Genomic DNA, 22,639 nt, shown 5'->3' with positions numbered 1-22,639 from the left:
AAATTCTGAGTTCCATTTTTTTAATAAGTTATTTTTTCATAATCAGTATATTTATTAATAATATCTATGGCTTTTTCTAAAATTTCTACCTCTTCTAAAGAAAATCTTGAATAAACAGCACTGTCAATATCCAGTACTCCATATATATTTTTATTTTTAATAAGAGGGATAACAACTTCGGATTTTGATCTTACATCACAAGTAATATGCCCAGGAAATTCACATACATTTTCTACTACTATTTTTTCTTTTCTTTCCACAGCAGTTCCACATACACCACTGCCTATTTGAATTCTTGTTGTAGCAGGCATTCCGCAAAATGGTCCTAGAACCAGTTCATTATTTTTTAGAAGATAGAATCCACTCCAGTTTATATCATCAAAAAATGCTGAAATAAATGCTGAAGCATTGGCAAGATTAGCAATGGGATCACTTTCTTTTGAAAGATAACCTTCAAGCTCCTCTAAAAAAGCTGAATATTTTTCTTTGAAGCTTAAATCTTTATACAAAGTTATATTAAAAGCCATATTACCTCCATTATTTAGTTAAAAGTCTGCAATTCTTATACTCTTCTTTCTGGCTTATCCTATAAGTACAAGTACCAGAAAGTTTTTTACATTTGACAGAAACATATCCATCATAATCAATTCCAATAGACTCTGCACAATTCAGTACTGGAAACTCTTTCATATAATTTTCTTTTTCTTCTTTTGTTATTAAATATTTTTCCATTTTATTTCCTTTCAATATAATTTTAAATCAGGGTATCCTATTACTTTTTGATATCTCTGTCTGATTGTAAAATAAGTCAATCCCACACCAATATATAAGAAAGCTGCAATGAGAAAAGCTTCTTTTTTAAATATATAGAAAGCCTCTATTCCAAAAAAACCTCCAGCCATAAAAGCCAGAATAGTAAATAAGCAAAAATATACTTTCCACTTATCTTCAGTTTTTCCCTTGATACAATGTCCTATATATACTCCCATGTCTGTGAGACTTCCTGTGATGTGTGAAGTTCTTACTACTACTCCTTTATATGAGATAAATAACCCATTTTCTACTCCAACCATAAATGGCAGATAGTAAAAAAATGGAAGAGTATCATAGAGAAATGAATATAAAACCAAAAGCCCAGTTCCTAAAATTATTGAAGCATATCCGTAACGTCTTTTGAGATTAAATTCCCTCCCATCTACAAGTGAGCCAGAAATAGTAGTTCCAATAACAAAAGCTATTAAAATAGTCAGTACTTTAAATACTTCACTAAAGTTTCCCTGAGAAATATTGATAGCAGCTTTAGAAATATTTCCTGTAAAATGTGAAACTGTATAGGAATATTTTACAATACAGATAGCATTAATATACCCACCCAAGAAACAAAGCATATAAATCCAATTGAGCAACATTTTGTTTAATACCTTCATTTAAATCATCCCCAGCATATGATTATTCTAACAATTAGATATTACAACTTTTTATCAAAATTGACAATAGTTAATTTATATTGAACAAAAATATTTTTCAATTGAATTATGCTGAGTGTAAAAAAGAGTAGTCCAAATATTTAGACTGCTCTTTTGTAACTGGAGATATTATTTAAAAATTATCAAAATATTAAAATCAATCAAAGATAGATTATTTAGTTATTTTTTTTAACTTTAAATTTTTCTCTATCAGACTAAAAACATCTTCGTGAGTAAGATTTTTTTGAGATTTTAACGTTTCAAGGTATTCCTTGACTGTGTCATGAGCTTTCTTAGGATACCTATTGATAATATAGTTTACATCATAATCCTGAGAAAAATTTACATATTTATGTTCTTTCATTTAAGACCATCTCCCTGTATTTCTCCAGTAAATATATTGTAGACCTTTTTTAAGATTAGGTCAACACTTTTAGCAAAATAAAATTTTTTAGTTAGAGAATATATGATATAATCTGTATATAGATAGAGGTAGAGAAAATATGGAGTTGAGTATATGGAAAATAGAGAGATAAATTTAAATAGAGAGCAAAAGGCGGCTGTAACTCATACGGAAGGGCCTCTTTTGGTAATTGCAGGACCTGGTTCTGGAAAGACAAGGACATTGGTGGAAAGAGTAGTCCATATGCTTACAGAAAAAGAAATTTCTCCAGAAAAAATAATGGTATCAACTTTTACAGATAGAGCTTCAAAAGAACTTATTGGAAGAATCTCTGAAAGAATAAAAGATTATGATTTAAAAGTAAATATAAATGACATATATATGGGAACTTTACATTCTATATGTCTTCGTTTGATAGATGAATATATAGAATATTCTGATTTTTCTGAAGGTTATCAGGTATTGGATGAGTTAGAGCAGCATTTTTTTATTTTTTCCAAGACAAAAGAATTTAAGGAACTGGAAGGATATAATGAGTTTTTTAAAGAGATTCCATCAGCTAATAACTGGGGAAAAGCTGGAAAAATTCAAAAATGGGTAAACAGAATAAATGAAGAGGGAAGAAGTCTGGACTATGTCAAAGAGGAACAGGATAAGAAAATAACATTTTTGAAGAATGCTCATGAGTTGTATCAGAAATTATTAATTGAAGACAATGTGATAGATTTTGCTTCTATACAAAGAGAAATTTACAGAATGCTTCTAAATAATGAAATTGTAGCAGAAGAGATAAGAGAAAAAATCCAATACATAATGATAGATGAATATCAGGATACAAACTCTATTCAGGAGAAAATAATCTTTGAACTAGGAGGAACCAGAAAAAATATATGTGTAGTAGGAGATGACGACCAAGGAATATATAGATTCAGAGGGGCGTCAGTAAAAAATATATTAGAATTTCCAGAGAAATTTGAAGAAAATCAATGTAAAATAATAACACTGGATATAAATTATCGTTCTCACAGAGATATAATAACTTTCTGTAATAGATGGATAAGTCTTATAAACTGGAAAAACTTCAGATATCAAAAAGATATACAGCCCCCACCAGAGAAGGAATTTGTTGATAATCCTGGAGTCATCAGAATAGGTGGAGGCTCTGAAACTCAATGGAAAGAAAATATATACAAGTTTATAAAAAACTTAAAGACAACAGGGAAGATTGAAGATTACAGTCAGGTGGCATTTTTATTTAAATCAGTGAGATTTTCAAGAGTAAAGGAACTGATAGATTACCTTGAGGATAGAGGAATACCAGCTTATTCTCCTCGTTCTAAAAACTTTTTCTACAGAAATGAGGTAAAGCTAGTACTGGGAGCCTTGCTTGTATTGTTTCCACAAAGTAAACCTCTGGTGCTGGATGATGTCTATATAAGAAAAACAGCTGCATACTATAATGACTGCATCAATGTATTGAAAAAACATCTGAGCAAAGATAAAGAGCTATATGAGTGGATACTAAAGAAGAGAGAGGAAAACAGAGATTTAGGAGAAGAGAAAAGCGAAAATATAAGCAGAATCTTTTATTCTCTTTTTGAATTTAAAACTTTTAAAGAATTGATAGACTTAAATAAAAATGGTGCTAAAGAGGGAAGAGAGATATATAATCTGGGAATTCTTTCACAGATATTTGATAAATTTGAAAATTTGAGCAGAATAGAATATATTACAAAGGAAAATATAGAGAAGGTAGTAAGATATCTATTTGTAACACATATCAGACTCCTTTTTGAAAAAGGGATAGATGAATATGAAAATAAAGAGACTTTGCTGGGAGCAGTGTCATTTATGACTATTCATCAGGCAAAAGGATTGGAATTTCCAGTGGTCATAGTGGGATCTTTAGAGTCTGAACCTGACAACAGAGAGCCTACAGAGGAAGACAGACTGGAAGATATCATCACTTTAGGAAATGATTTTGAGCCAAAAGACAGGAAGAATATTTTTGATTTCTGGAGAGTGTTTTACACAGCTTTTTCAAGAGCTCAGAATCTTCTTGTGCTTACAAGTATAGAAAATAGAGCAGGAGGAAAGGAACTTCCATCAAAGATTTTTAAACCTGTTTATGAAACTATACCTTATTGGAACGACGAAAGTTTTCATTTTGAAAGACTTCAGATTTCTAAATTAAAAGAGGCAGATACTAAGGAATTTTTATCATATACAGGGCATATACTGATCTATGAAGACTGCCCTTTGAGATATAGATTTTATAAGGAATTTGAATTTAAACCTCTAAAAACTAACAAGACATCTTTTGGAATATTGGTGCATAAATCCATTGAAAATATTCATAAAGAGGTAAAAGCTGATACTGAAAAGAAATATTCTGATGAAGAACTAAAAGAGCTTATTGAGAAGAACTATAATATGTTAAAGAAAAATATCAGAGTGTTTCTTGGGGAGAATATAAGAGAAAGAGCATTTGAGCAGATTAAGAGATATGTAGACAGTGCAGAAAATAATTGGGCTAATATAATAAGCTCAGAAGAAAAAGAGTATAGTGTAGAAAATAGCTATATCTTAGAAGGGACAATTGACCTTTTGAGAAAACAGGGAGATAAAATAGAATTGATAGATTTTAAAACTGGAAGATTTTCAGGATATGAAGATGCCAGATATATTTCTTATGAGAGACAGATAGAAATATATTCACATATGCTGAGAGAAAAATATGATTTGGAAAATCTGAAAGCTTATCTCTACTACACTGGAAATAGAAATGAACCTATGGTAGAAATACCACTGAAAAAAGATAAGATAGATAAAACTATTTCAAATTTTGATAATACAGTAAAAAAAATACTGAATAAAGAGTTTAATAGACGAGAATATTCAGAAGAAAAATGCAGTGAATGTGAATTTAAAGATTATTGCAGAGGAGAGTAAAAATGAAAATACTTCATTGTTCAGATATACACTTAGGAAAAAGACCTTTTGGAACAAAAGAATTTTCTCAAAAAAGATATCTGGATTTTTTCAATGCTTTTGAACAGTCAGCAGATAGAGGAATAGAGAAAAAAGTAGATGTTTTTCTAATAACTGGAGATTTGTTTGATAAAAAAGAACTTTCACCAGATACTTTAGATAGATGTGAAAAAGTATTTTTGAAACTAAAAAATAATAATATTCAAGTTCTGCTTATAGAAGGGAATCATGATAATATATCAGGATATGATGAGATAAATTCATGGCTTGGGTATCTGGAAAGAAAAGGGTATGTAAGACGAGGAAAATATAAAGCTTCAAATGAAGGATATGACTTTGAAAAAATAACAATAGAAGATGTTAATTTTTATGGAGTAGGATATCCTGGGTTTGCTGTAGATGAAGTCCTTGAAAAGTTAAGTGAAAATTTAGATGAAAATGAAAAAAATATAGTAATGGTGCATACTGCATTGGGAGGCTCAGAGTTTCTTCCGGGACTGGTAAATACTGATATAATAAAGAAATTTAAAGATAAAGTCATATATATGGCAGGGGGGCATCTTCATTCCTTTGTAAGTTATCCTAAGGATAACCCATATTTTTTCATTCCCGGTTCTACTGAGTTCTGGAATGTTTTAAATGAAAAAAATAACTCTAAGGGAGTTATAATTTTTGATACAGATACTTTAGAATATGAATTTTCCGAGTTATCCCCAAGAAAGAGAATTGAAAAGGAATTTATATATGAGGGGGATATTTTACAGGAGTTTGAAGAGTTTACAAAAGCTTTGGAGCTCACTGGAGAAGAGCTGGTTATTGTCAATGTAAAACTGAAAGACAGTGGTTATATAAATGTAAATGAACTGGAAAAGATACTGGAAAATAGTGGAGCATTGAAAGGTTATATAAAATTGAGATATCCTAACTCTATTTTTGACAGGAATCTGGGAGAAGAGGGATGCTATTCTGTAAGAGATGTAGAGAAGGAAATTATAAATCAATGGGAAGAATTTTCTGATGCTGAAAAGGTAACAGCTTATCTTCAAAAATTCAAAGAATACCAAGAGGAAAATGACAGAGAAAAAGATTTCTTTGAGCTTTTCGATGCCATGCTTGAGGAGGAGATAGGAAATGAAAATAAATAGAATACATCTGGAAAATTACCGGATTCATGATAAATTAGATGTTGAATTTGATAGTGGAATAAATCTTCTTCTTGGAGAAAATGGAAAAGGGAAGTCATCTATTCTTGAAGCAATAGGTTATGCTCTTTTTGATTCTGAATTGAGAGGAGGAAATCAAAGAGAAGCTATAAAATATGGAAAGAAAAGTGCAAAGATAGAAATAGAATTTACTGGAATAGATGGAGAAGAATATATAGTTACAAGAAAAATTCCTGGAGCTACCAGTATATACAAAAAAGATAATCCTGAACTTCAGCTCGTAGGAAAAGAAGAAAGAATAAGAGAGTTGTGTGGTATTAAAGGAGATCTAAAAGGAATATATGACAATGTAATAGTTGCTAAACAAAATGAATTTATATCTTCCTTTAAAGAAAAGGATAATGAGAGGGAAAAAATATTTAATAAAGTTTTTAATACTGACATATATAAAAAAATATATGAAGGATACTCAAGAGATGCTGTAAATAAATATGAGAAAGATATTGAAATAGAAAAAAACAGTATGGAAAATATATCAGAGATAATGGAAGATCCTGCTGATATAAAGGAAAAACTGGACTTTGAAAAAGAAAGAGCTAAAGAATATAATCTAAGTCTAAATCTATTGAATGAGGAAAAAAATAAAATAAAAGAACTCCTAAATAAATATAATATTACAAATTTAGAGATAGAAAAACTTACTGGAGAAATAAATGCTCTATCTGAAAATATAAAAAATAAAAATGAAGAGCTGGGGAAGATTTCTGCCTCTATAAAAGAGAGTGAAATTTCAGAAAAAATAGTAAAAGAAAATAAAGAAAAATATGAGGAGTATCAAAAATATTCTTTAGAAATAAATAGATTAAAAATTAGAAAAAAAGAGTTAGAAAAGATAAAAGAAGAGTGTCTTTTAAAGGAAAAAGAGATAAATATTCTGGAGAAATTGAACTCAGAAATTGATGGAGAGATCAAAGTCTTTGAGAATAAAAAAGAGAATAATGAATCTCTGCTCCTAGAAAGAAAAAATAAATTATTTGAAATAGAAAAAGAAATAATAGAGAAAAAGGAAAAAGCTGTTGAGTATAAATCTGAATTAGATAAAATAATACCTCTTTTAGTAAAGTTGGAAGAGTTTGAAAGAAAACTTGAAGCTGGAGAAAATAATATCAGAACCTTTGAAATAAAATTAGAAGAGAAACTGGAAGAGATTAATAAAGAAAAAGCTAAAAGAGAATATCTCACGGATGAAAATCTTGATAAACAGCTTTCTGGAATAGAAGAGTCTGAAAAGAAGAAAAAGATTTTGGAAGACGACATATTGAAAAAGGAACTCTTACTAAAAGAGAATGAAGAAGCTTTTGAGATGTTGAAAACTTCATATTGTCCATATTTAAAAGAACAATGTAAAAACCTTGATGGAAAAAATATAGATGAGTATTTTAAGGATAAAAGAGAGAAATATATAGAAGAGATAGAAAGCAAGAAAAATTCTGTAAAAGAAATAAATGAAAATCTCACAAATAAAAATGAAATCATAGAAAAAATAATAAGATTAGATACTTTATCTAAAGAAATAACTGAGAAAGAAGTAGAATTCATCCAAGAGAAGTTAAAGCTGGAAACAGGGAAATCTAAAATTGAAAATGAAAAGTTAAAATTAAAAAACTTTAAGCTGGAAAACAGTATTGAAAATAAAGAAAAGCTTTCTGAGATAAAAATAACACTGAAAACAAAAATTGATAATTTAGATTTAGAAAAATCTGAAGCTGTAAAAAATGAACTTGAAAAAGAAATAGATAGTTTGAATAAAAGTATAGGGATGGAACTAAAGAATATAGAATTGCAGAATATAGAAATCAGAAAAAATATAGAATCTATAGATGAAAAGAGAAAGTTCATTAATGACAATAGAATTTTTTCTGATGAACTTCTAAGTATCAATGAAAAAATTGATAAAATAGAAAAGAAAATAGATACTTTGGAAAATAGTAATAATCTCTATCTTGAAAACTATAAAAAAGCTATGGAGAAGAGCAAACTGGAAAAGAATCTTGAAAGTATCAAAACTACCATCAAGAATAGTGAAATGAGATTTCAGGAAAAAAATATCTTGATAAAATTAAAAAGAGAAGAGATGGAAAAGATAGATCTGAAAACCCTTCAAGAGAAAGACCTCAAAGTTACATTTGATATTGAAGAAATAAGAGAGAAATTAGGGGCAGTAAACAGGGAAATAGAAAATTTAAAAATGAAATTAGATGAAATAAAGAAATATGAAGATTTACTGAAAAATAAAAGAAAATATTTAGAAAAATTAAATATGAAATTGGAACTTACTAAGATATTTAGAGAAAAAATAAAATCAATGGGTAAGGAAGTCTCTAAAAATATGCTTAAAGAGATTGAAATACTTGCAACTGAAAATTTTAGAAAAATAACTGGAAGAGGAGAAAAGATAGTCTGGTCTAATGAAGATAAAAATAAATATGTTGTATTTTTAGATGGAGACAGAGGAGAATTAAAATTTGAACAGCTTTCAGGGGGAGAACAGGTTGCAGTAGCTATTTCCATAAGAGGAGCAATGAGCGAGCTATTTACAGAAAGCAAATTTTCAATATTTGATGAGCCTACTAACAATCTGGATACAGAAAGAAGAAGAAGTTTGGCTGATTCTATTGGAGAGATATTAAAAAATCTGGAACAGAGCATAATAGTAACACATGATGATACTTTTAGGGAGATGGCACAGAAAGTCATAGAGCTATAGGAGGGGATTGATATAATAATACAGATTTTTGGAAAGAAAAATTGCAATGATTCAAAGAAAGCTGAGAGATTTTTTAAGGAGAGAGGAATAAAAATCCAATTTATAAACTTAAAAGAAAAAGCTCCATCTAAAGGAGAATTAAAAAGTATAATTAATAAATATCCTCTTGAAGAATTAATTGATACAGAGGGAACAGAATATAAAAAAAGAAATCTTCAGTATATGGTATTTGATTTAGAAGAAACTTTACTGGAAAATCCGATTTTATTTAAAAGTCCTATTGGAAGATTTAAAAATGAAGCAACATTAGGTTATCAGCCTGAAATATGGAAAGAATGGATAGCAAAATTAAAGTAAAATTTTTATTTAAAATAAATTAAGAAAGGCTATTGATTTTTTACATTTCCAAAGGTATATAAGATATTAGGGTAAATAATCTTGTGGAGGATGATGAAGATGAGTAAAGAAGAAATTGAAAAACTGGAAAAAATGATCGATGAACTGAAAGAAGAACTACATGAGTGTGATTATGAACCAGAAAGAAATGCTCTTCTCAAAAAATATAAGAAATTAAGTGCCCAAATAGAAGAATTAAAAAAGATGAAAAAGGAGAAGAATGATTAGAAATTTAAGAAATGATGATATTGATATAGTTATGGAATTATGGAAAGAATCAACAATGGAGGCTCAAAACTTTATTCCAGATGAATATTGGCTGGAAAATTATGATAATGTAAAAAATAATTATCTGCCAAATTCAGATACTTATGTTTCTGAAGAAGATGGAGAGATAAAAGGTTTTGTAAGTTTGATAGAAAATATATTCATAGGTGGATTATTCTTAAAAGTAGACTGCCAGAGAAAAGGTATTGGAAGTAAAATAATTGATTTTTTAAAGGCAGATCATGATAAATTACAGCTGGCAGTATATGATAGAAATGTAAGAGCAATGAATTTCTATCTTAAATCAGGATTTAAAATAACTAATACAGAGATTGATGAAAAGACAAATGAAAAAGAACATTTAATGGAGTGGAAGAGATAAACTCTCTTCCATTTTTGTGTTGGAGAACTTTGATAAAAAACAAACCTATGATATAATCAATATTGGAGGTTTAAATAATGAAAATTAACTATGATTTAGCAATGGAAAATCAATTGCAAGAAATAAAAAAAAGTGAAAATAAGCCTAGACTTTTACTTCATTCATGTTGTGCTCCATGTAGTTCTGCAATTTTAGAATTTTTACAGGAGTATTTTGAAATAACAGTATATTTTTTTAATCCTAATATAACCTTTGAAGAGGAATATCTGAAAAGACTTGAGGAACAGAAAGAGTATCATAAAAAAAGAGGATATAAAATAAATGTAGTTGAAGGTGAATATAATCCTGAGATTGATTTTTTTCAAAAGGTAAAGGGACTGGAAAATGAAAGAGAAGGAGGGAAAAGGTGCCATCAGTGCTATAATCTCCGGCTGGAAGAAACAGCGAAAAAAGCTCAGGAGTTGGGTTATGACTATTTTACAACTGTGTTGAGCATAAGTCCTATGAAAAATGCTCAATGGATAAATGAAATAGGAGAAGAACTTGGAAAAAAATATGGTATCAAATTTCTCAATGGAGATTTCAAAAAGAAAAGCAGATATTTGAGATCAATTGAAATTTCAAAGGAATATGAATTGTACAGACAAGACTATTGTGGCTGTATATTTTCCAAGGTAGAAAGAGAAAAAATAGAAAAAGAGAAGAAAGAAAAAGATGGAGGAGAAAGATGAAAAACTTTTCAGAAAAAACTGTAAAAAACATTTCAATTTGCTTTTTATTGCTATTTTTATTACTAGGTATTAATCATCACTATTACTTTGGATTGATGATAATCCCAATAATGATATATTTTTCTACATGGAAAGTAGTTATGTTTGAAGACAGAATAGGAAGATTTTCCCCTATTGTAATTGGGCTTTTAGTTTCAGCCTTTATCTTCTACTGCCAGTATTACTTACAGGGAGAGGTTGTATCAACAAAAGAGGTAATTGCATTAAAAGGAACGATATCACTCTGTATAGGATTATGGCTGGGAAGCTTTATTGCTAAATATATCTATATGAGAATAAAGTTTTTTATCAATAGAATAGGGAGCAAGGGAGAGCAAAAAGACTATAAAATTATAAAAATGATTATAGAGCAGAAAAAATATTTTAAAAAACCAGGAAGTAAATATTATATAAATTTTTACTATATGATAGCAGATGTAAATGGCGAGGAAGTAAAATTCCTTATTGAAAAGGATTTTTATGATAAATATTTAGGGAAAAAGACTATGAATATTAAGATAAAAAAAGGGTCACTAGGAATTATGTATGGAGTGAATTTAGTAGATTAAAAATAAAGAAGTTTCCAAGCTGGAAAATTGAATATTTTTTCTAAGGTATATTTTAAGAGCAATTTGGAAGGAAAAAATTATTTTATAAAAATTTTACTGCACTTGGAAAAAAAGAAGGAAAAGCTTGATAAAATCATGAATAGAGAGATTGATAAATATTGTGAAGTTTGATTTTATGAGCGTAGAATATTAACTGAGTAGTTTTTAAATGGGGTAGAGGCACTTGGGAATGTTACAAGTGAAGAGTAGAATATTAACTGAGTAGTTTTTAAATTTGACTTCTATTGCATTTATAAACTTATATTCTCCAGTAGAATATTAACTGAGTAGTTTTTAAATATTAGGAACTTTGAACAATCCTGTAACATGGACTAAGTAGAATATTAACTGAGTAGTTTTTAAATTTTCTATATCTGCTAGTTTATCTGGGGATATTACCCGTAGAATATTAACTGAGTAGTTTTTAAATTTTTTAGTCTCTTAAATAATTATTTTATATTATTAGTAGAATATTAACTGAGTAGTTTTTAAATCTCCTTAATTTTTTTATAAATTTAATTTTTTAATATGTAGAATATTAACTGAGTAGTTTTTAAATCAAAGCCATTCATCATCATGTTTAATCTCTTTCATAGTAGAATATTAACTGAGTAGTTTTTAAATGCCAAAGTTCTTTGCTGTCTTGATAACTTCTCTTCTGTAGAATATTAACTGAGTAGTTTTTAAATAAACAAAATTCTGACAAATTAGAGAATCTAAAAGGTGTAGAATATTAACTGAGTAGTTTTTAAATTTATTACTGGGGAAAAGAGAGAGAAAAAGCAAAAAAGTAGAATATTAACTGAGTAGTTTTTAAATAAAAAATCTCCTATTGTCCTTACTGCTCCAGTAGCTGTAGAATATTAACTGAGTAGTTTTTAAATGATTTTTTATATAAATAAACAAATCCTATTCCTAACGTAGAATATTAACTGAGTAGTTTTTAAATGTAGATACCTTTAAAATTTCGTTTATATCAGTTCGTAGAATATTAACTGAGTAGTTTTTAAATGAGAAAAAAAGTTCTGTTGAGAAAAAATTTGTAAAAGTAGAATATTAACTGAGTAGTTTTTAAATATGTATTTAGGGTAGAGTGTCCATGATTATTTCTCTGTAGAATATTAACTGAGTAGTTTTTAAATTCTATAGCAACGGCCATGGCAAGTGGATCAATGACGTAGAATATTAACTGAGTAGTTTTTAAATAAAAAGCTCTATGAAGTACTTTGGCTATGAGTACACGTAGAATATTAACTGAGTAGTTTTTAAATTATCTTTCCAGAAAGCTTTTTCGGAATTGTGAAGCAGTAGAATATTAACTGAGTAGTTTTTAAATTGTGTTAACATTAAGCACTCTTGAAAGGCAGTTATTGTAGAATATTAACTGAGTAGTTTTTAAATAAGTTTTAGAAGCTATCTCCTCTATTTTATAGAGGGGTAGAATATTAACTGAGTAGTTTTTAAATTCGCTTATAGATTATTCTAGTAAATATGTAGCCAGTAGAATATTAACTGAGTAGTTTTTAAATTTCAATTCTTTATTAAAATTTTCTGAACTATAATTAGTAGAATATTAACTGAGTAGTTTTTAAATTATATTCCAAATTCTAGATTTTTAAAAGCTTCTGAGTAGAATATTAACTGAGTAGTTTTTAAATATACTTTAAGCAAAAACTTATTTGTAAAAAACAGCCAAATAGAATAGTAAAGAAAAAGTGTGAAACAATCTTTTTCACATTAAAAAATTTAAAATCAAAGGAGAGGATAAACCAAATAAAAAAAATTAAAATTTTCGAATTAAAGTCTATTATTTATCAAAAAATGAGGTATAATTATTATTGAGGACTAAAAGGGAGGGATTAAATGAAAAGTTGGATTCTAGAATTGAAAGTCTTTTTATTAGAAGATATAGAACCATATAAAACCATAGAAAAAATAGCTGCTTTTATAGATTCTACTTTTGATAAGGATGAGTACTGGAAAGAGTATCATAAAGATAGAAAAGTGAAAGAGTATTGTTTTAATTCTTTTTATCCAGTAAAAGTTAATACTAAAAAGTATAATGCTGGAGAAATATATACAATACAGATAAGAACTATTTCTGAAAAATTAAAAGAGCATTTTATGAAATATTTAAAAGATAATATAACGAAGGAATTAAAAGGATTAGTAATCAAAGAGAGGGAAATGGAATATAGATATATTGATAAGCTTGTTTCTGTTACACCTACGATACTGAAAACAGAAAATGGATATTGGAAAAAGAATATTACATTGGAAGAGTATGAAAATAGATTAAAGCTAAATATAATAAAAAAATATAATTCTATTTTTAATGAGGAATTAGATGAAAATATTGATTTATTTAATTTTATTGAATTTAAAAATAGAGTTCCTGTGAAAGTAAAATACAAGAATATTAATCTACTTGGAGATAAGCTTGTTCTGGGAATTGCTAAAAATGAAACTGCTCAAAAATTAGCTTTTCTATGCCTGAGCGTAGGGCTGGGAGAGATGAATGCAAGAGGATTTTCTTATGTGAATCCAAGATGGGTATAATAGAGGAGGTGAGATTATTTGTTACGAGAATGTGTTGAAATCTTTACTGAAATATACAATGAAAAAGGAGAAAGATTTATAACAGACAGCTATGAATTAGAGCCAGGTGACTATTTTATAGTTAAAAGTAATGGAAGTTATAGGCATACAAAAATAGAAAGAACAAAAAAAATAGAAGAAAATTTAAATAGAAGAACTATAGAAGATTATGAATATTTAGCAGAAAGAGATTATTTAAGTAGATTATTAGATATGAATAAACCAATTGATGGAAAAAAACAAATTCATTCTAACAATTATCTATCTTTTTTTGTTAAGAATAATGTTCTAAGTGAAAAGAAAAAAGAATTAGAAGAAAGTATAGAGAAGTATTATGAAATTTTAAAAAATCCATTTCTCAAATATGATAAAGGGGAAAAGAAAAGGGTATATGCACAACTTGAAGAAAAGTTAGGAAAACCTTCAGAAGAAAAGATTCAAAAAAATTATGAATGGATTAAAGAAAATCTATATAAGATAAAAGAAGAAATAAAAGATGGGAAGGAATATATCAAGATATTCTTTGATGAAGATATAGAAGAGTATAAGAAAGAGAATGAGAGATATGTTATTCCTAATATATACAACAGTGTAGACTATAATGTAATAATAAATGATGAAACTTATGGATTGCCAAATAATAATCTCAATTTGAATTCTAAAAAACCATATTTAGAAAATAAAACAAGAAAAGAAAAATATACTGTTCCTTATTTATTGAATGAAGAAGAGGTATTTAAGCAAAAAAAATTCTTTGACTATATCTATAATATGGCAAATTCAGGAAAAAGAAATATATATATTTCATCTGATAAAAAAGAAATAATTCCTTTGGGAAATAGAGAGTCTTTGAGTGATGATTTCACTGGGTACTATCTAAGAATAAGAAAAGATAAAAGTGAAAGTGCAATAGAGAGATATGATATTATTCCAAATTATAAAGCTGAAATTTATCCTGAAATAAAAATATTAGACTGCTTAGGAAATGGGGAAAATAGTAAATTAGAATATGGAATTTCAATAAGTAAAAACTTTGAATTAGCTGCTAGATTGAATAGTCTTTTATTTGATGGAAAACTTTATGGAATGATTTTTGGAGAATTAGAAGTATTTGATGAAAGAATAAGAAATGTGGCAAATAGATATAGAGAAATCTTTTTTGAACTAATATATAAAGGAGACATGAAAAAATTTGCTGATAATTATAAAGAAATATTTTTAGAACTTATAAAAAATTCTTTGTGTAAAAAAGATTATATAACAGAAGCATATGACATGTTTAATTTAATGACTAGTATAGACGATAGTATAAAAAAAGAAAGGGGTATGACTGTGAATAAACATCAAGAAATAAAAGAAAAGTTTAGAAATATATTTGAAACTGGTGTAGGAGAAATAGAAAATGATGAAGAATATTTCTTCGCTTTAGGGCAATTAGCAAAATTTTTAATTTCTAGAAATAAAATAACTGTAAAAACACATGAATTGGCAGTAAGAATTATTGAAAATAGAGATATTGAAGGGTTAAAAAGAGAAATTTATAAACTTTTTAGAAAATATGCTTATGATATAGGTTTTTACAGTATAAAATTTAATACTCTTTATGAAAGAGTATTAGGATATGAGACTGAGAGTGAAAAAATAAATATGGATAGGTTATTAGGAGGATATTTAGCTGACTCATTGATTTATGAAAAATCAGCTAAAGAAGAAAATGAAGCTAATAATGAAACTAAAGAAACTAATGGGGAGGAGAATGAATAATTATGAAAAATAGAATATATGGTGTAATAGGAATAAGATCAATGATGGCCAATTGGAATGCAGATTTTACAGGATTTCCTAAAACAACTTCATCAGGAGAAGTATTTGGAAGTGATAAGGCCCTGAAATATCCAATGAAAAAAATGTGGGAAAGTATGGGAGAAAAGGTTCTATATATAAAAAGTATGAAGGTAGATAGTGGAGAAGGAAAAAAAGGAGAAATAGGAGTAAGACCTAAATCATTAAGAGAGAGATATGATGAAATATTTGAAGCTAATTTAAAAGTAGAAAAAGATAAAACTAATGTAATAAAAAATCTTTTTAAAGCAATAGATGTAAAGAATTTTGGGGCAACTTTTGCGGAAGAAAAAAATAATGTATCTATTACAGGGGCAGTTCAGATAGGACAAGGATTTAATAAATATGCAGATACATATACAGAAGAACAACAAATATTGTCACCATTTAGAGATGGTAGCAAGGATGGAATAATGGGAGAAGCTAGTCAATCAACTTTGGGAACAAAGATAGTAAGCAATGAGGCTCACTATTTTTATCCATTTGTGATTAATCCACAAGTGTATAGAGATTTTGTAAAAATGGGAATGACTGAAGGATACACAGAAGAGGACTATAAGAAATTTAAAGATGCAGCTCTAACTTCAGCTACTTTCTTTAATTCAAACTCAAAATTAGGATGTGAAAATGAGTTTGCGTTGTTTATAGAAGTAAAAGAGGGATATTATCTTCCAGAACTGGCTCAATATATAAAATTTTCTAAAGAAAAAAATTGTGATGTAATAGAATTAGGATTTGATGAGCTTATAAATCAATTCAAAGATAATATTTTATCTGTAGAGATATATTACAATACTTTAAATGTGAAAGTAAAACATGATATAAAAGGAGCTAAAGAATATAATATCTTTACTAGAAAAGAGGTATAATCATGGAGATATTAAAATTTACCTTAAGTGGAAGAACAGCTTTTTTTAAAATTCCAGAAGTCAATTCTTATGTATATTTTTCTTATGGACACATACATAAGGTTTCATTATTGGGGCTATTAGGAGCTGTAATGGGCTATGGAGGATATAATTCACAAGGAGAAAAGGAATATCCAGAGTTTTATGAAAAATTAAAAGATATCAAAATTTCTATCATGCCTAAAAATACTAATGGAAGTTTTTCAAAAAAAATCCAGTTTTTTAATAATTCAGTAGGATATGCAAGTAACGAAGAGGGTGGAAATCTGATTGTTAAAGAGCAGTGGCTGGAAGATGTAGAATGGGATATTTTTATAAAAATAGAGGATACAGATATTCATAAAGAATTGAAAGAAAGAATGCAGAACTATAATTTTGAATATACAGTATATCTTGGAAAGAATGATCATTTGGCAACAATAAATGATGTAGAGATACTTCAAGGAGAAAACTTTTTAGAAGATGAAAGTGAGATAAATTCTCTATTTATGAAAAAAAGTATAGAAGGATTTTCTGAGGAAGAGGAACTTGATTTTCTGGCACCAGAAGAAGATGAGATAAAATATGATTATAAATATGAAGAAAAATTACCTCTTTCCCTTCATAATATTTCTAATCAATATGTGGTTGAGACTTTAATTTTTACTAATAAAAAATGTATTTTAAAGGATAAAAGTAATTTTGCAAAAGTAAATAATCAAATAATAGAATTCTATTAGGAGGAACATGTTTGAAGAAGAACTTTTTTCAATAGAAAAATATGTAAAAGATGAAGATAAAATTTTAGCTCATATATCAGATAGAAAGAATTCAGAGACATTATTAGAACATTCCGATTTAGTCGTAAAATATAATAAAAAAATATATGAAGATAAAAATTTAAAAATAGTTTTTGATAAACTCGCAGAAAAATTTTTTGGTCAAAATGAAACTGTGAAAAAATTTTGGAATGAAATGATAATTAATGCATCTTGTATGCATGATATTGGTAAATTAAATATAAATTTCCAAATTGATAAAATGAGAAATGATATATTTGAAAGAGTTCTTTTATGTCAAAGTAAAAGACACTCTAACTTATCTGCAAGAATATATATTGATTATTTTGCTAATAAGCTTATTAAGTTATGTTCAGAAAATAAATTGAATAATGATGATATTTTTAAATGTTTTGTCTTTATTGTATTGAATTCTTATGTTATATCAAGACACCATTCTTCAACTAAAAATTTAAATGAGGATTTCTTTTGTGAGATAACAACAAATTATGAAAGATATAAAGAACTGTTTGATGAGGTAAATAATTATTGTCCTAATTTAAAACTTTCAATAAAAGCAAGTAGAAAGTTTTTTAAAATATTTGAAAAATTAAAAATAAATGGGGAAAAATGGAATAAATATGTTGAAAATAAAGACTGGAATTCTATTGACTACTATATTTACACAAAACTATTGTATTCTTTATTAGTATCATCAGATTTCTATGCTACAAGTGAGTATAGCTCTGGAAAGCCAATAGATAACTTAAATCTTTTGACAAATATTGATGAATATAGATCTGTTTTTAATAGTACAGAAATATATAAAGGGATCAAATTACATCAGGAAACAGGGAAATATTTTAAAAAAGATAATATAAACTGCTATAGAAGCGAAATGTTTATAGAAGCAGAAAAAAATTTAGAAATGGTTAATAAAGAGAATATTGTGTTTTTAGAAGCTCCAACTGGTTCGGGGAAAACTGTTACCTCTGTTAATCTGGCATTGAGATTATTGGAAAAAAATAGAGAATTGAATAAAATATTCTACATATTTCCATTTAATACTTTAGTAGAGCAAACAAATTCATCTTTGAGGGAAATATTTCAAAATTCACCTTTAGAAGAGAGTATTTCAGTAATAAATTCAATAACTCCTATAAAAGAAGTTGAAAGTGAAGAAGAGTATAAAAAAGATAATATTGATTATGAAAGATCACTATTAAACAGACAATTTATACATTCTCCAATAGTCTTGACAACTCATGTCCATTTTTTTGAAACTTTATTTGGAATTGACAGGGAGAGTAGTTTTGCTCTCCCACATTTAGCTAATAGTGTAGTGATAATGGATGAAATACAAAGTTATAAAAATAAAATCTGGAAAGAGATAATTATATTCTTAAAAAAATATGCAGATATTTTAAATATTAAAATAATTATTATGTCTGCAACACTTCCAAACTTATCATTTTTACTAGACCAAGAGGCAAAAATTCCATCTCTTATAACTAACAGAGAAAAGTACTATAGTAATTCAATATTTAGAGAAAGGGTGTCTTTGGATTTCTGTCTTTTAGAGAAAGAATATGGGAGAGAAGAACTATTAAAAAAAATAGAAAAAATTATTTTTGAAAAACATAAGAACCAAAAAGTAGTAGTGGAATTTATTAAAAAAGCTTCTGCTTTTGAGTTCTACAAGAAATTATTAGAAAGCAATGAAGTATGCAAAGAAGATATTTTCTTAATAACTGGTGATGATAATAAAGCTGAAAGAAAAAGAATAATAAAAGAAGCAAAAAATAAAGAAAGAAAAAGTATGATATTAGTAGCAACTCAGGTAATTGAAGCAGGAGTGGATATAGATATGGATATTGGATTCAAAAATATATCTATATTGGATGCTGATGAACAATTTTTAGGAAGAATTAATCGTTCTTGTAAGAAAAAAAATTGTAAAGCCTATTTTTTCAAATTAGATGATGGAGGAGATATCTATAAAGGAGATGTGAGAATACAGGATAGATTTACACTCATGAATGAAGAGATGAGAGAGATTCTTAAAAATAAGAATTTTAATGAATACTATACTATAATTCTAGAGGCGTTAGAAAAATTTTCTAAGGATGAAAATAAAGAAGAAAATATAGATGATTTTAGAAAAGACAAAGTTGTCCAACTAAATTTTGAGGAAATATATAAAAGATTAAAATTAATAGCAGATGATAGAAGAACAAAAATGATATTTCTCTCTAGAAACATAAATATAGAAGGAGAAGAGATATTAGGAAATAAAGTATGGAATGATTTTAAAGAAATACTTTTAAATAATGAAATGGGATATGCTGAAAGAAGGGTAAAATTATCTAAAGTAATGGAGAAAGTAGATCTATTTTCATATAATATTCCTGTGGAAATGACACGTAAATTATCTTATCAGGAAAGTATTGGAGATAATATTAGGTATATTGGAGATGGAGAAAAATATTTTGTAAATGGAAAATTTGATAGAAAGAAGCTACAATCAGATGAAGATACTGAAATGATATTGTAACTATGGAGGGTCTATGCCTATAAATGGAACAATTATAAATTATTTTATTCATTGTAAAAGGCAATGCTATATGCATTACAATAGAATAAATATGGAAGATGAAAGTGAATTAGTAAAAATTGGAAAAGCTATGCATGAAGAGAAAAAGACTGATGAAATAACTGTAGAAAATATCAAAGTAGATAAAATAAAAAAAGATTATTTAATAGAGATAAAAAAATCAGATGCAGATATTGAAGCAGCAAAAATGCAGGTACTTTATTATCTCTTGAAATTAAAAGAAAAAGGAATAGATAAAAAAGGGAAAATAGAAGTAATAGAAAAAAATAAATCTTCGAAAAAAAGCTATGAGATTGAACTTACTGCTGAAAATGAGACATATATCAAGAATATAATAGAGGAAATAGAAAAATTAGTTGAGCAGGATGAATTACCACCAGTTGAAAAAAATAATAAATGTAAAAAATGTGCATATTATTCATATTGCTATATTTAAGGAGTGTATATGGGAGCTGGAACAAAGTATATTTTGAGTAAAGGAAGTCTTGAAAGAAAAGACAATTCGCTGTGTTTTAAAAACGAAAGTAAAACAACATATATTCCTATTGAAGGAGTTAAAGAGATATTTGCATTAGACGAAATTTCTGTGAATACAAAGCTTTTTGATTTTTTAGCTAAGCATGGTATTACATTACATTTTTTTAATCACTACGAGGGATATTCTGGAACATTTTATCCAAGAGAGAAATATGTCAGTGGAAAGTTAGTAATAAAACAGGTAGAAGCTCATAAGAATCATAAAGAAACTATAGCAAAAAGTATTGTACAGGGAATTGGTAAAAATATTTATGAACTACTTTATCACTATTATCGTCATGATAAAAAAGAGTTAAAAGAATATTTAGAGTGGCTTTCTAATGATGTAGAAAGAAGATTGAATGAGAGTAATGATATAAATGAGATAATGGCAGTAGAAGGAGAGATTTGGGCAAAATTTTATGATAGTTTTAAAATCTTTTTAAGAGAGGATTTTATTATGAATAAAAGGGTTAAAAGGCCACCAGATAATCCGATAAATGCTTTAATTTCTTTTGGAAATTCAATTCTATATACTAAAACTATTGGGCAAATTTATCAAACACACTTAGAGCAGACAATAAGCTTTTTACATTCACCATCTGAGAGAAGATTCTCATTATCTTTAGATTTATCAGAGGTTTTTAAACCAATCATTGTATTCAGAACAATTTTTGAATGTGTAAATAACAGAAAATTGAATGTAGAAAAACATTTTGAAAAGAGTTTGAATTATTGTATTTTAAATGAAGATGGTAAAAAAATATTTTTAGGTGCTTTGGAAGATAGGATGAATGAAACTTTTGAACACCCTATTTTGAAGAGAAAGGTTAGCTATATAACTGCTGTAAAATATGATGCATATAAGCTAATAAAATTTTTATTAGAGGGAAAAGAGTTTGTTCCGTTCTCTATAAAGGAAAAGATGTAGATGAAAGGTAAAAACTATAACTATATATTTCTTTTCTATGATATAAATGAAAAGAGAGTAAATAAGGTTTTCAAAATATGTAAAAAATATTTGAGTCACCATCAAAGATCTGTATTTCGTGGAGAGATTACACCTAGTAATTTAATAAAACTACGTTTAGAATTGAAGGATATAATTGATAAAAAGGAAGATTTTATAAGCATTGTGAAACTGGTAAGTGAACATTATTTTGATGAGGAAATAATAGGAACACCTTGGAAAGATGATGAAAATATGTTTATATGATTTCCAAGTTAAAAAACAGATGAATTTATGAAGTGATGATTTTAAAGGAGAATGAGAAGAAAAAAATTAATTGCTGAATTTTTTCTCTCTCTTGGAAAAAAAGTGGTAAAAAATTCTTAAATTCTTTGTTAAGAATGGAAAAGAATAAATAAAATGCTTATTTGATGAAGGTATAACAGTAACTTTGAAGTTTTTAAATATAATATTTTTAAAATGTGAAGTAAGATTATTTTCTAGTATAACAGTAACTTTGAAGTTTTTAAATTTGGCATTTAAAAACTACTCAGTTAATATTCTACTAGTATAACAGTAACTTTGAAGTTTTTAAATATTTTTCAGATATTTTAATTTCCACCTCTTCTGCTTGTATAACAGTAACTTTGAAGTTTTTAAATCAGAAATAATAAACTATATAAATTTAACTGTAAGGGTATAACAGTAACTTTGAAGTTTTTAAATCTTCTTGGAGCTTCTGCTTTAAAAAGCAGTGTAAAGTATAACAGTAACTTTGAAGTTTTTAAATAAGCATTTTCTTCAAGTTCTTTTTTACAAGTAACTATGTATAACAGTAACTTTGAAGTTTTTAAATCTTTTTTGGGGGAAAGAGGTTGGAAAATAAGACTTTGTATAACAGTAACTTTGAAGTTTTTAAATTTATCATTTTCAACTTCCCTTGAATTCTCTTCTCCAGTATAACAGTAACTTTGAAGTTTTTAAATTTATTTCTCCTTTCTATGCACTATGCAGCAAAATATCGTATAACAGTAACTTTGAAGTTTTTAAATTAATCATCTATTGGAAGATATCCTTTGTGAAAATTGTATAACAGTAACTTTGAAGTTTTTAAATCTTCTGCTTCAGGATTCAGCATTATATCTATTCCTAAGTATAACAGTAACTTTGAAGTTTTTAAATGACCGACAAAAAGGTAGGTATAGAGCTATGGTAAAGTATAACAGTAACTTTGAAGTTTT

General features: G+C 27.3%; 20 protein-coding genes and 2 CRISPR repeat arrays (1 of these 22 cut by a window edge). Of the genes, 16 read left to right on the top strand and 4 right to left on the bottom strand.

Translation table 11 applies throughout. The features are described 5' to 3' along the window. Window positions 1-20 precede the first annotated feature (20 nt). The 4 genes from C4N20_RS14225 to C4N20_RS14210 all read right to left on the bottom strand — a co-directional run bounded on the left by C4N20_RS14225 (window position 21) and on the right by C4N20_RS14210 (window position 1,830). Entirely contained in the window at window positions 21-527 is a 507-nt protein-coding gene (locus tag C4N20_RS14225; protein WP_005977396.1) for a GAF domain-containing protein, read from the bottom strand. A gap of 10 nt (window positions 528-537) precedes the next feature. After that, window positions 538-732 carry a hypothetical protein gene (locus C4N20_RS14220; protein WP_005977398.1) on the bottom strand — a complete coding sequence of 65 codons (195 nt, stop codon included), beginning with the start codon at window positions 730-732 and terminating at the stop codon, window positions 538-540. Between the two features lie 11 nt (window positions 733-743). Then, window positions 744-1,427, bottom strand: a complete 684-nt coding sequence (locus tag C4N20_RS14215; RefSeq protein WP_227371751.1) for a YoaK family protein — start codon at window positions 1,425-1,427, stop codon at window positions 744-746. Between the two features lie 211 nt (window positions 1,428-1,638). Further along, window positions 1,639-1,830, bottom strand: coding sequence for a hypothetical protein (locus C4N20_RS14210; protein WP_005977402.1), 192 nt, complete (start codon window positions 1,828-1,830; stop codon window positions 1,639-1,641). A 153-nt stretch (window positions 1,831-1,983) separates the two neighbouring features. Here C4N20_RS14210 and C4N20_RS14205 point away from each other — a divergent pair, with 153 nt between their 5' ends. From C4N20_RS14205 to cas2, 16 genes are all read left to right on the top strand, one after another. After that, on the top strand, window positions 1,984-4,821 hold the full coding sequence (locus C4N20_RS14205) for an ATP-dependent helicase (RefSeq protein WP_106878599.1): 2,838 nt from the start codon (window positions 1,984-1,986) through the stop codon (window positions 4,819-4,821). A gap of 2 nt (window positions 4,822-4,823) precedes the next feature. Next, the gene (locus C4N20_RS14200) at window positions 4,824-6,005 is read left to right on the top strand and encodes a metallophosphoesterase family protein (protein ID WP_005977404.1); all 1,182 of its coding nucleotides are present in this window, start codon (window positions 4,824-4,826) and stop codon (window positions 6,003-6,005) included. Continuing rightward, entirely contained in the window at window positions 5,992-8,790 is a 2,799-nt protein-coding gene (locus tag C4N20_RS14195) for an AAA family ATPase (protein ID WP_005977406.1), read from the top strand. The genes C4N20_RS14200 and C4N20_RS14195 overlap by 14 nt, the downstream gene beginning before the upstream one ends. A 6-nt stretch (window positions 8,791-8,796) precedes the next feature. Beyond that, window positions 8,797-9,147, top strand: a complete 351-nt coding sequence (locus C4N20_RS14190) for an arsenate reductase family protein (protein WP_197712123.1) — start codon at window positions 8,797-8,799, stop codon at window positions 9,145-9,147. A 99-nt stretch (window positions 9,148-9,246) separates the two neighbouring features. Beyond that, a complete protein-coding gene (locus tag C4N20_RS16545; RefSeq protein WP_005977408.1) occupies window positions 9,247-9,414 on the top strand; it encodes a hypothetical protein in 168 nt (55 codons plus the stop codon). Beyond that, window positions 9,407-9,835 carry an N-acetyltransferase gene (locus C4N20_RS14185; protein ID WP_005977409.1) on the top strand — a complete coding sequence of 143 codons (429 nt, stop codon included), beginning with the start codon at window positions 9,407-9,409 and terminating at the stop codon, window positions 9,833-9,835. Before C4N20_RS16545 ends, C4N20_RS14185 begins: the two co-directional genes overlap by 8 nt. Window positions 9,836-9,912: 77 nt before the next feature. Continuing rightward, on the top strand, window positions 9,913-10,566 hold the full coding sequence (locus C4N20_RS14180) for an epoxyqueuosine reductase QueH (protein ID WP_005977411.1): 654 nt from the start codon (window positions 9,913-9,915) through the stop codon (window positions 10,564-10,566). Next, window positions 10,563-11,174 (top strand): hypothetical protein, encoded by a 612-nt coding sequence (locus C4N20_RS14175; RefSeq protein ID WP_005977413.1) that lies wholly within the window; start codon window positions 10,563-10,565, stop codon window positions 11,172-11,174. The genes C4N20_RS14180 and C4N20_RS14175 overlap by 4 nt, the downstream gene beginning before the upstream one ends. A 181-nt stretch (window positions 11,175-11,355) precedes the next feature. Beyond that, window positions 11,356-12,871: direct repeats of the CRISPR family, unit length 29 nt; unit sequence GTAGAATATTAACTGAGTAGTTTTTAAAT. A 205-nt stretch (window positions 12,872-13,076) separates the two neighbouring features. Beyond that, a complete protein-coding gene (cas6, locus tag C4N20_RS14170) occupies window positions 13,077-13,772 on the top strand; it encodes a CRISPR-associated endoribonuclease Cas6 (RefSeq protein ID WP_005977415.1) in 696 nt (231 codons plus the stop codon). Window positions 13,773-13,790: 18 nt separating this feature from the next. Next, entirely contained in the window at window positions 13,791-15,575 is a 1,785-nt protein-coding gene (locus tag C4N20_RS14165; protein ID WP_005977417.1) for a hypothetical protein, read from the top strand. 2 nt (window positions 15,576-15,577) lie between these two features. Further along, window positions 15,578-16,522 (top strand): type I CRISPR-associated protein Cas7, encoded by a 945-nt coding sequence (locus C4N20_RS14160; protein WP_005977419.1) that lies wholly within the window; start codon window positions 15,578-15,580, stop codon window positions 16,520-16,522. 2 nt (window positions 16,523-16,524) lie between these two features. Then, a complete protein-coding gene (gene cas5b, locus C4N20_RS14155; RefSeq protein WP_005977421.1) occupies window positions 16,525-17,280 on the top strand; it encodes a type I-B CRISPR-associated protein Cas5b in 756 nt (251 codons plus the stop codon). Window positions 17,281-17,287: 7 nt separating this feature from the next. Then, complete coding sequence (locus C4N20_RS14150; RefSeq protein ID WP_005977423.1) at window positions 17,288-19,873, top strand: CRISPR-associated helicase/endonuclease Cas3; 2,586 nt, start codon at window positions 17,288-17,290, stop codon at window positions 19,871-19,873. Between the two features lie 13 nt (window positions 19,874-19,886). After that, window positions 19,887-20,369, top strand: a complete 483-nt coding sequence (gene cas4, locus C4N20_RS14145) for a CRISPR-associated protein Cas4 (RefSeq protein ID WP_005977425.1) — start codon at window positions 19,887-19,889, stop codon at window positions 20,367-20,369. A 9-nt stretch (window positions 20,370-20,378) separates the two neighbouring features. Beyond that, window positions 20,379-21,380, top strand: coding sequence for a type I-B CRISPR-associated endonuclease Cas1b (gene cas1b / locus C4N20_RS14140; protein ID WP_005977427.1), 1,002 nt, complete (start codon window positions 20,379-20,381; stop codon window positions 21,378-21,380). After that, window positions 21,381-21,665, top strand: coding sequence for a CRISPR-associated endonuclease Cas2 (cas2, locus tag C4N20_RS14135; RefSeq protein WP_005977429.1), 285 nt, complete (start codon window positions 21,381-21,383; stop codon window positions 21,663-21,665). A gap of 170 nt (window positions 21,666-21,835) precedes the next feature. Next, a CRISPR array of direct repeats spans window positions 21,836-22,639; the repeat unit is 29 nt; unit sequence GTATAACAGTAACTTTGAAGTTTTTAAAT; it runs 320 nt beyond the window's last position.

The sequence above is a fragment of the Fusobacterium ulcerans genome (genome assembly GCF_003019675.1).
Classification (GTDB): Bacteria; Fusobacteriota; Fusobacteriia; order Fusobacteriales; family Fusobacteriaceae; genus Fusobacterium_A; species Fusobacterium_A ulcerans.
The sequence above is the reverse complement of the archived record's forward strand: the minus strand, read 5'-3'. Positions and strand labels throughout refer to the sequence as shown.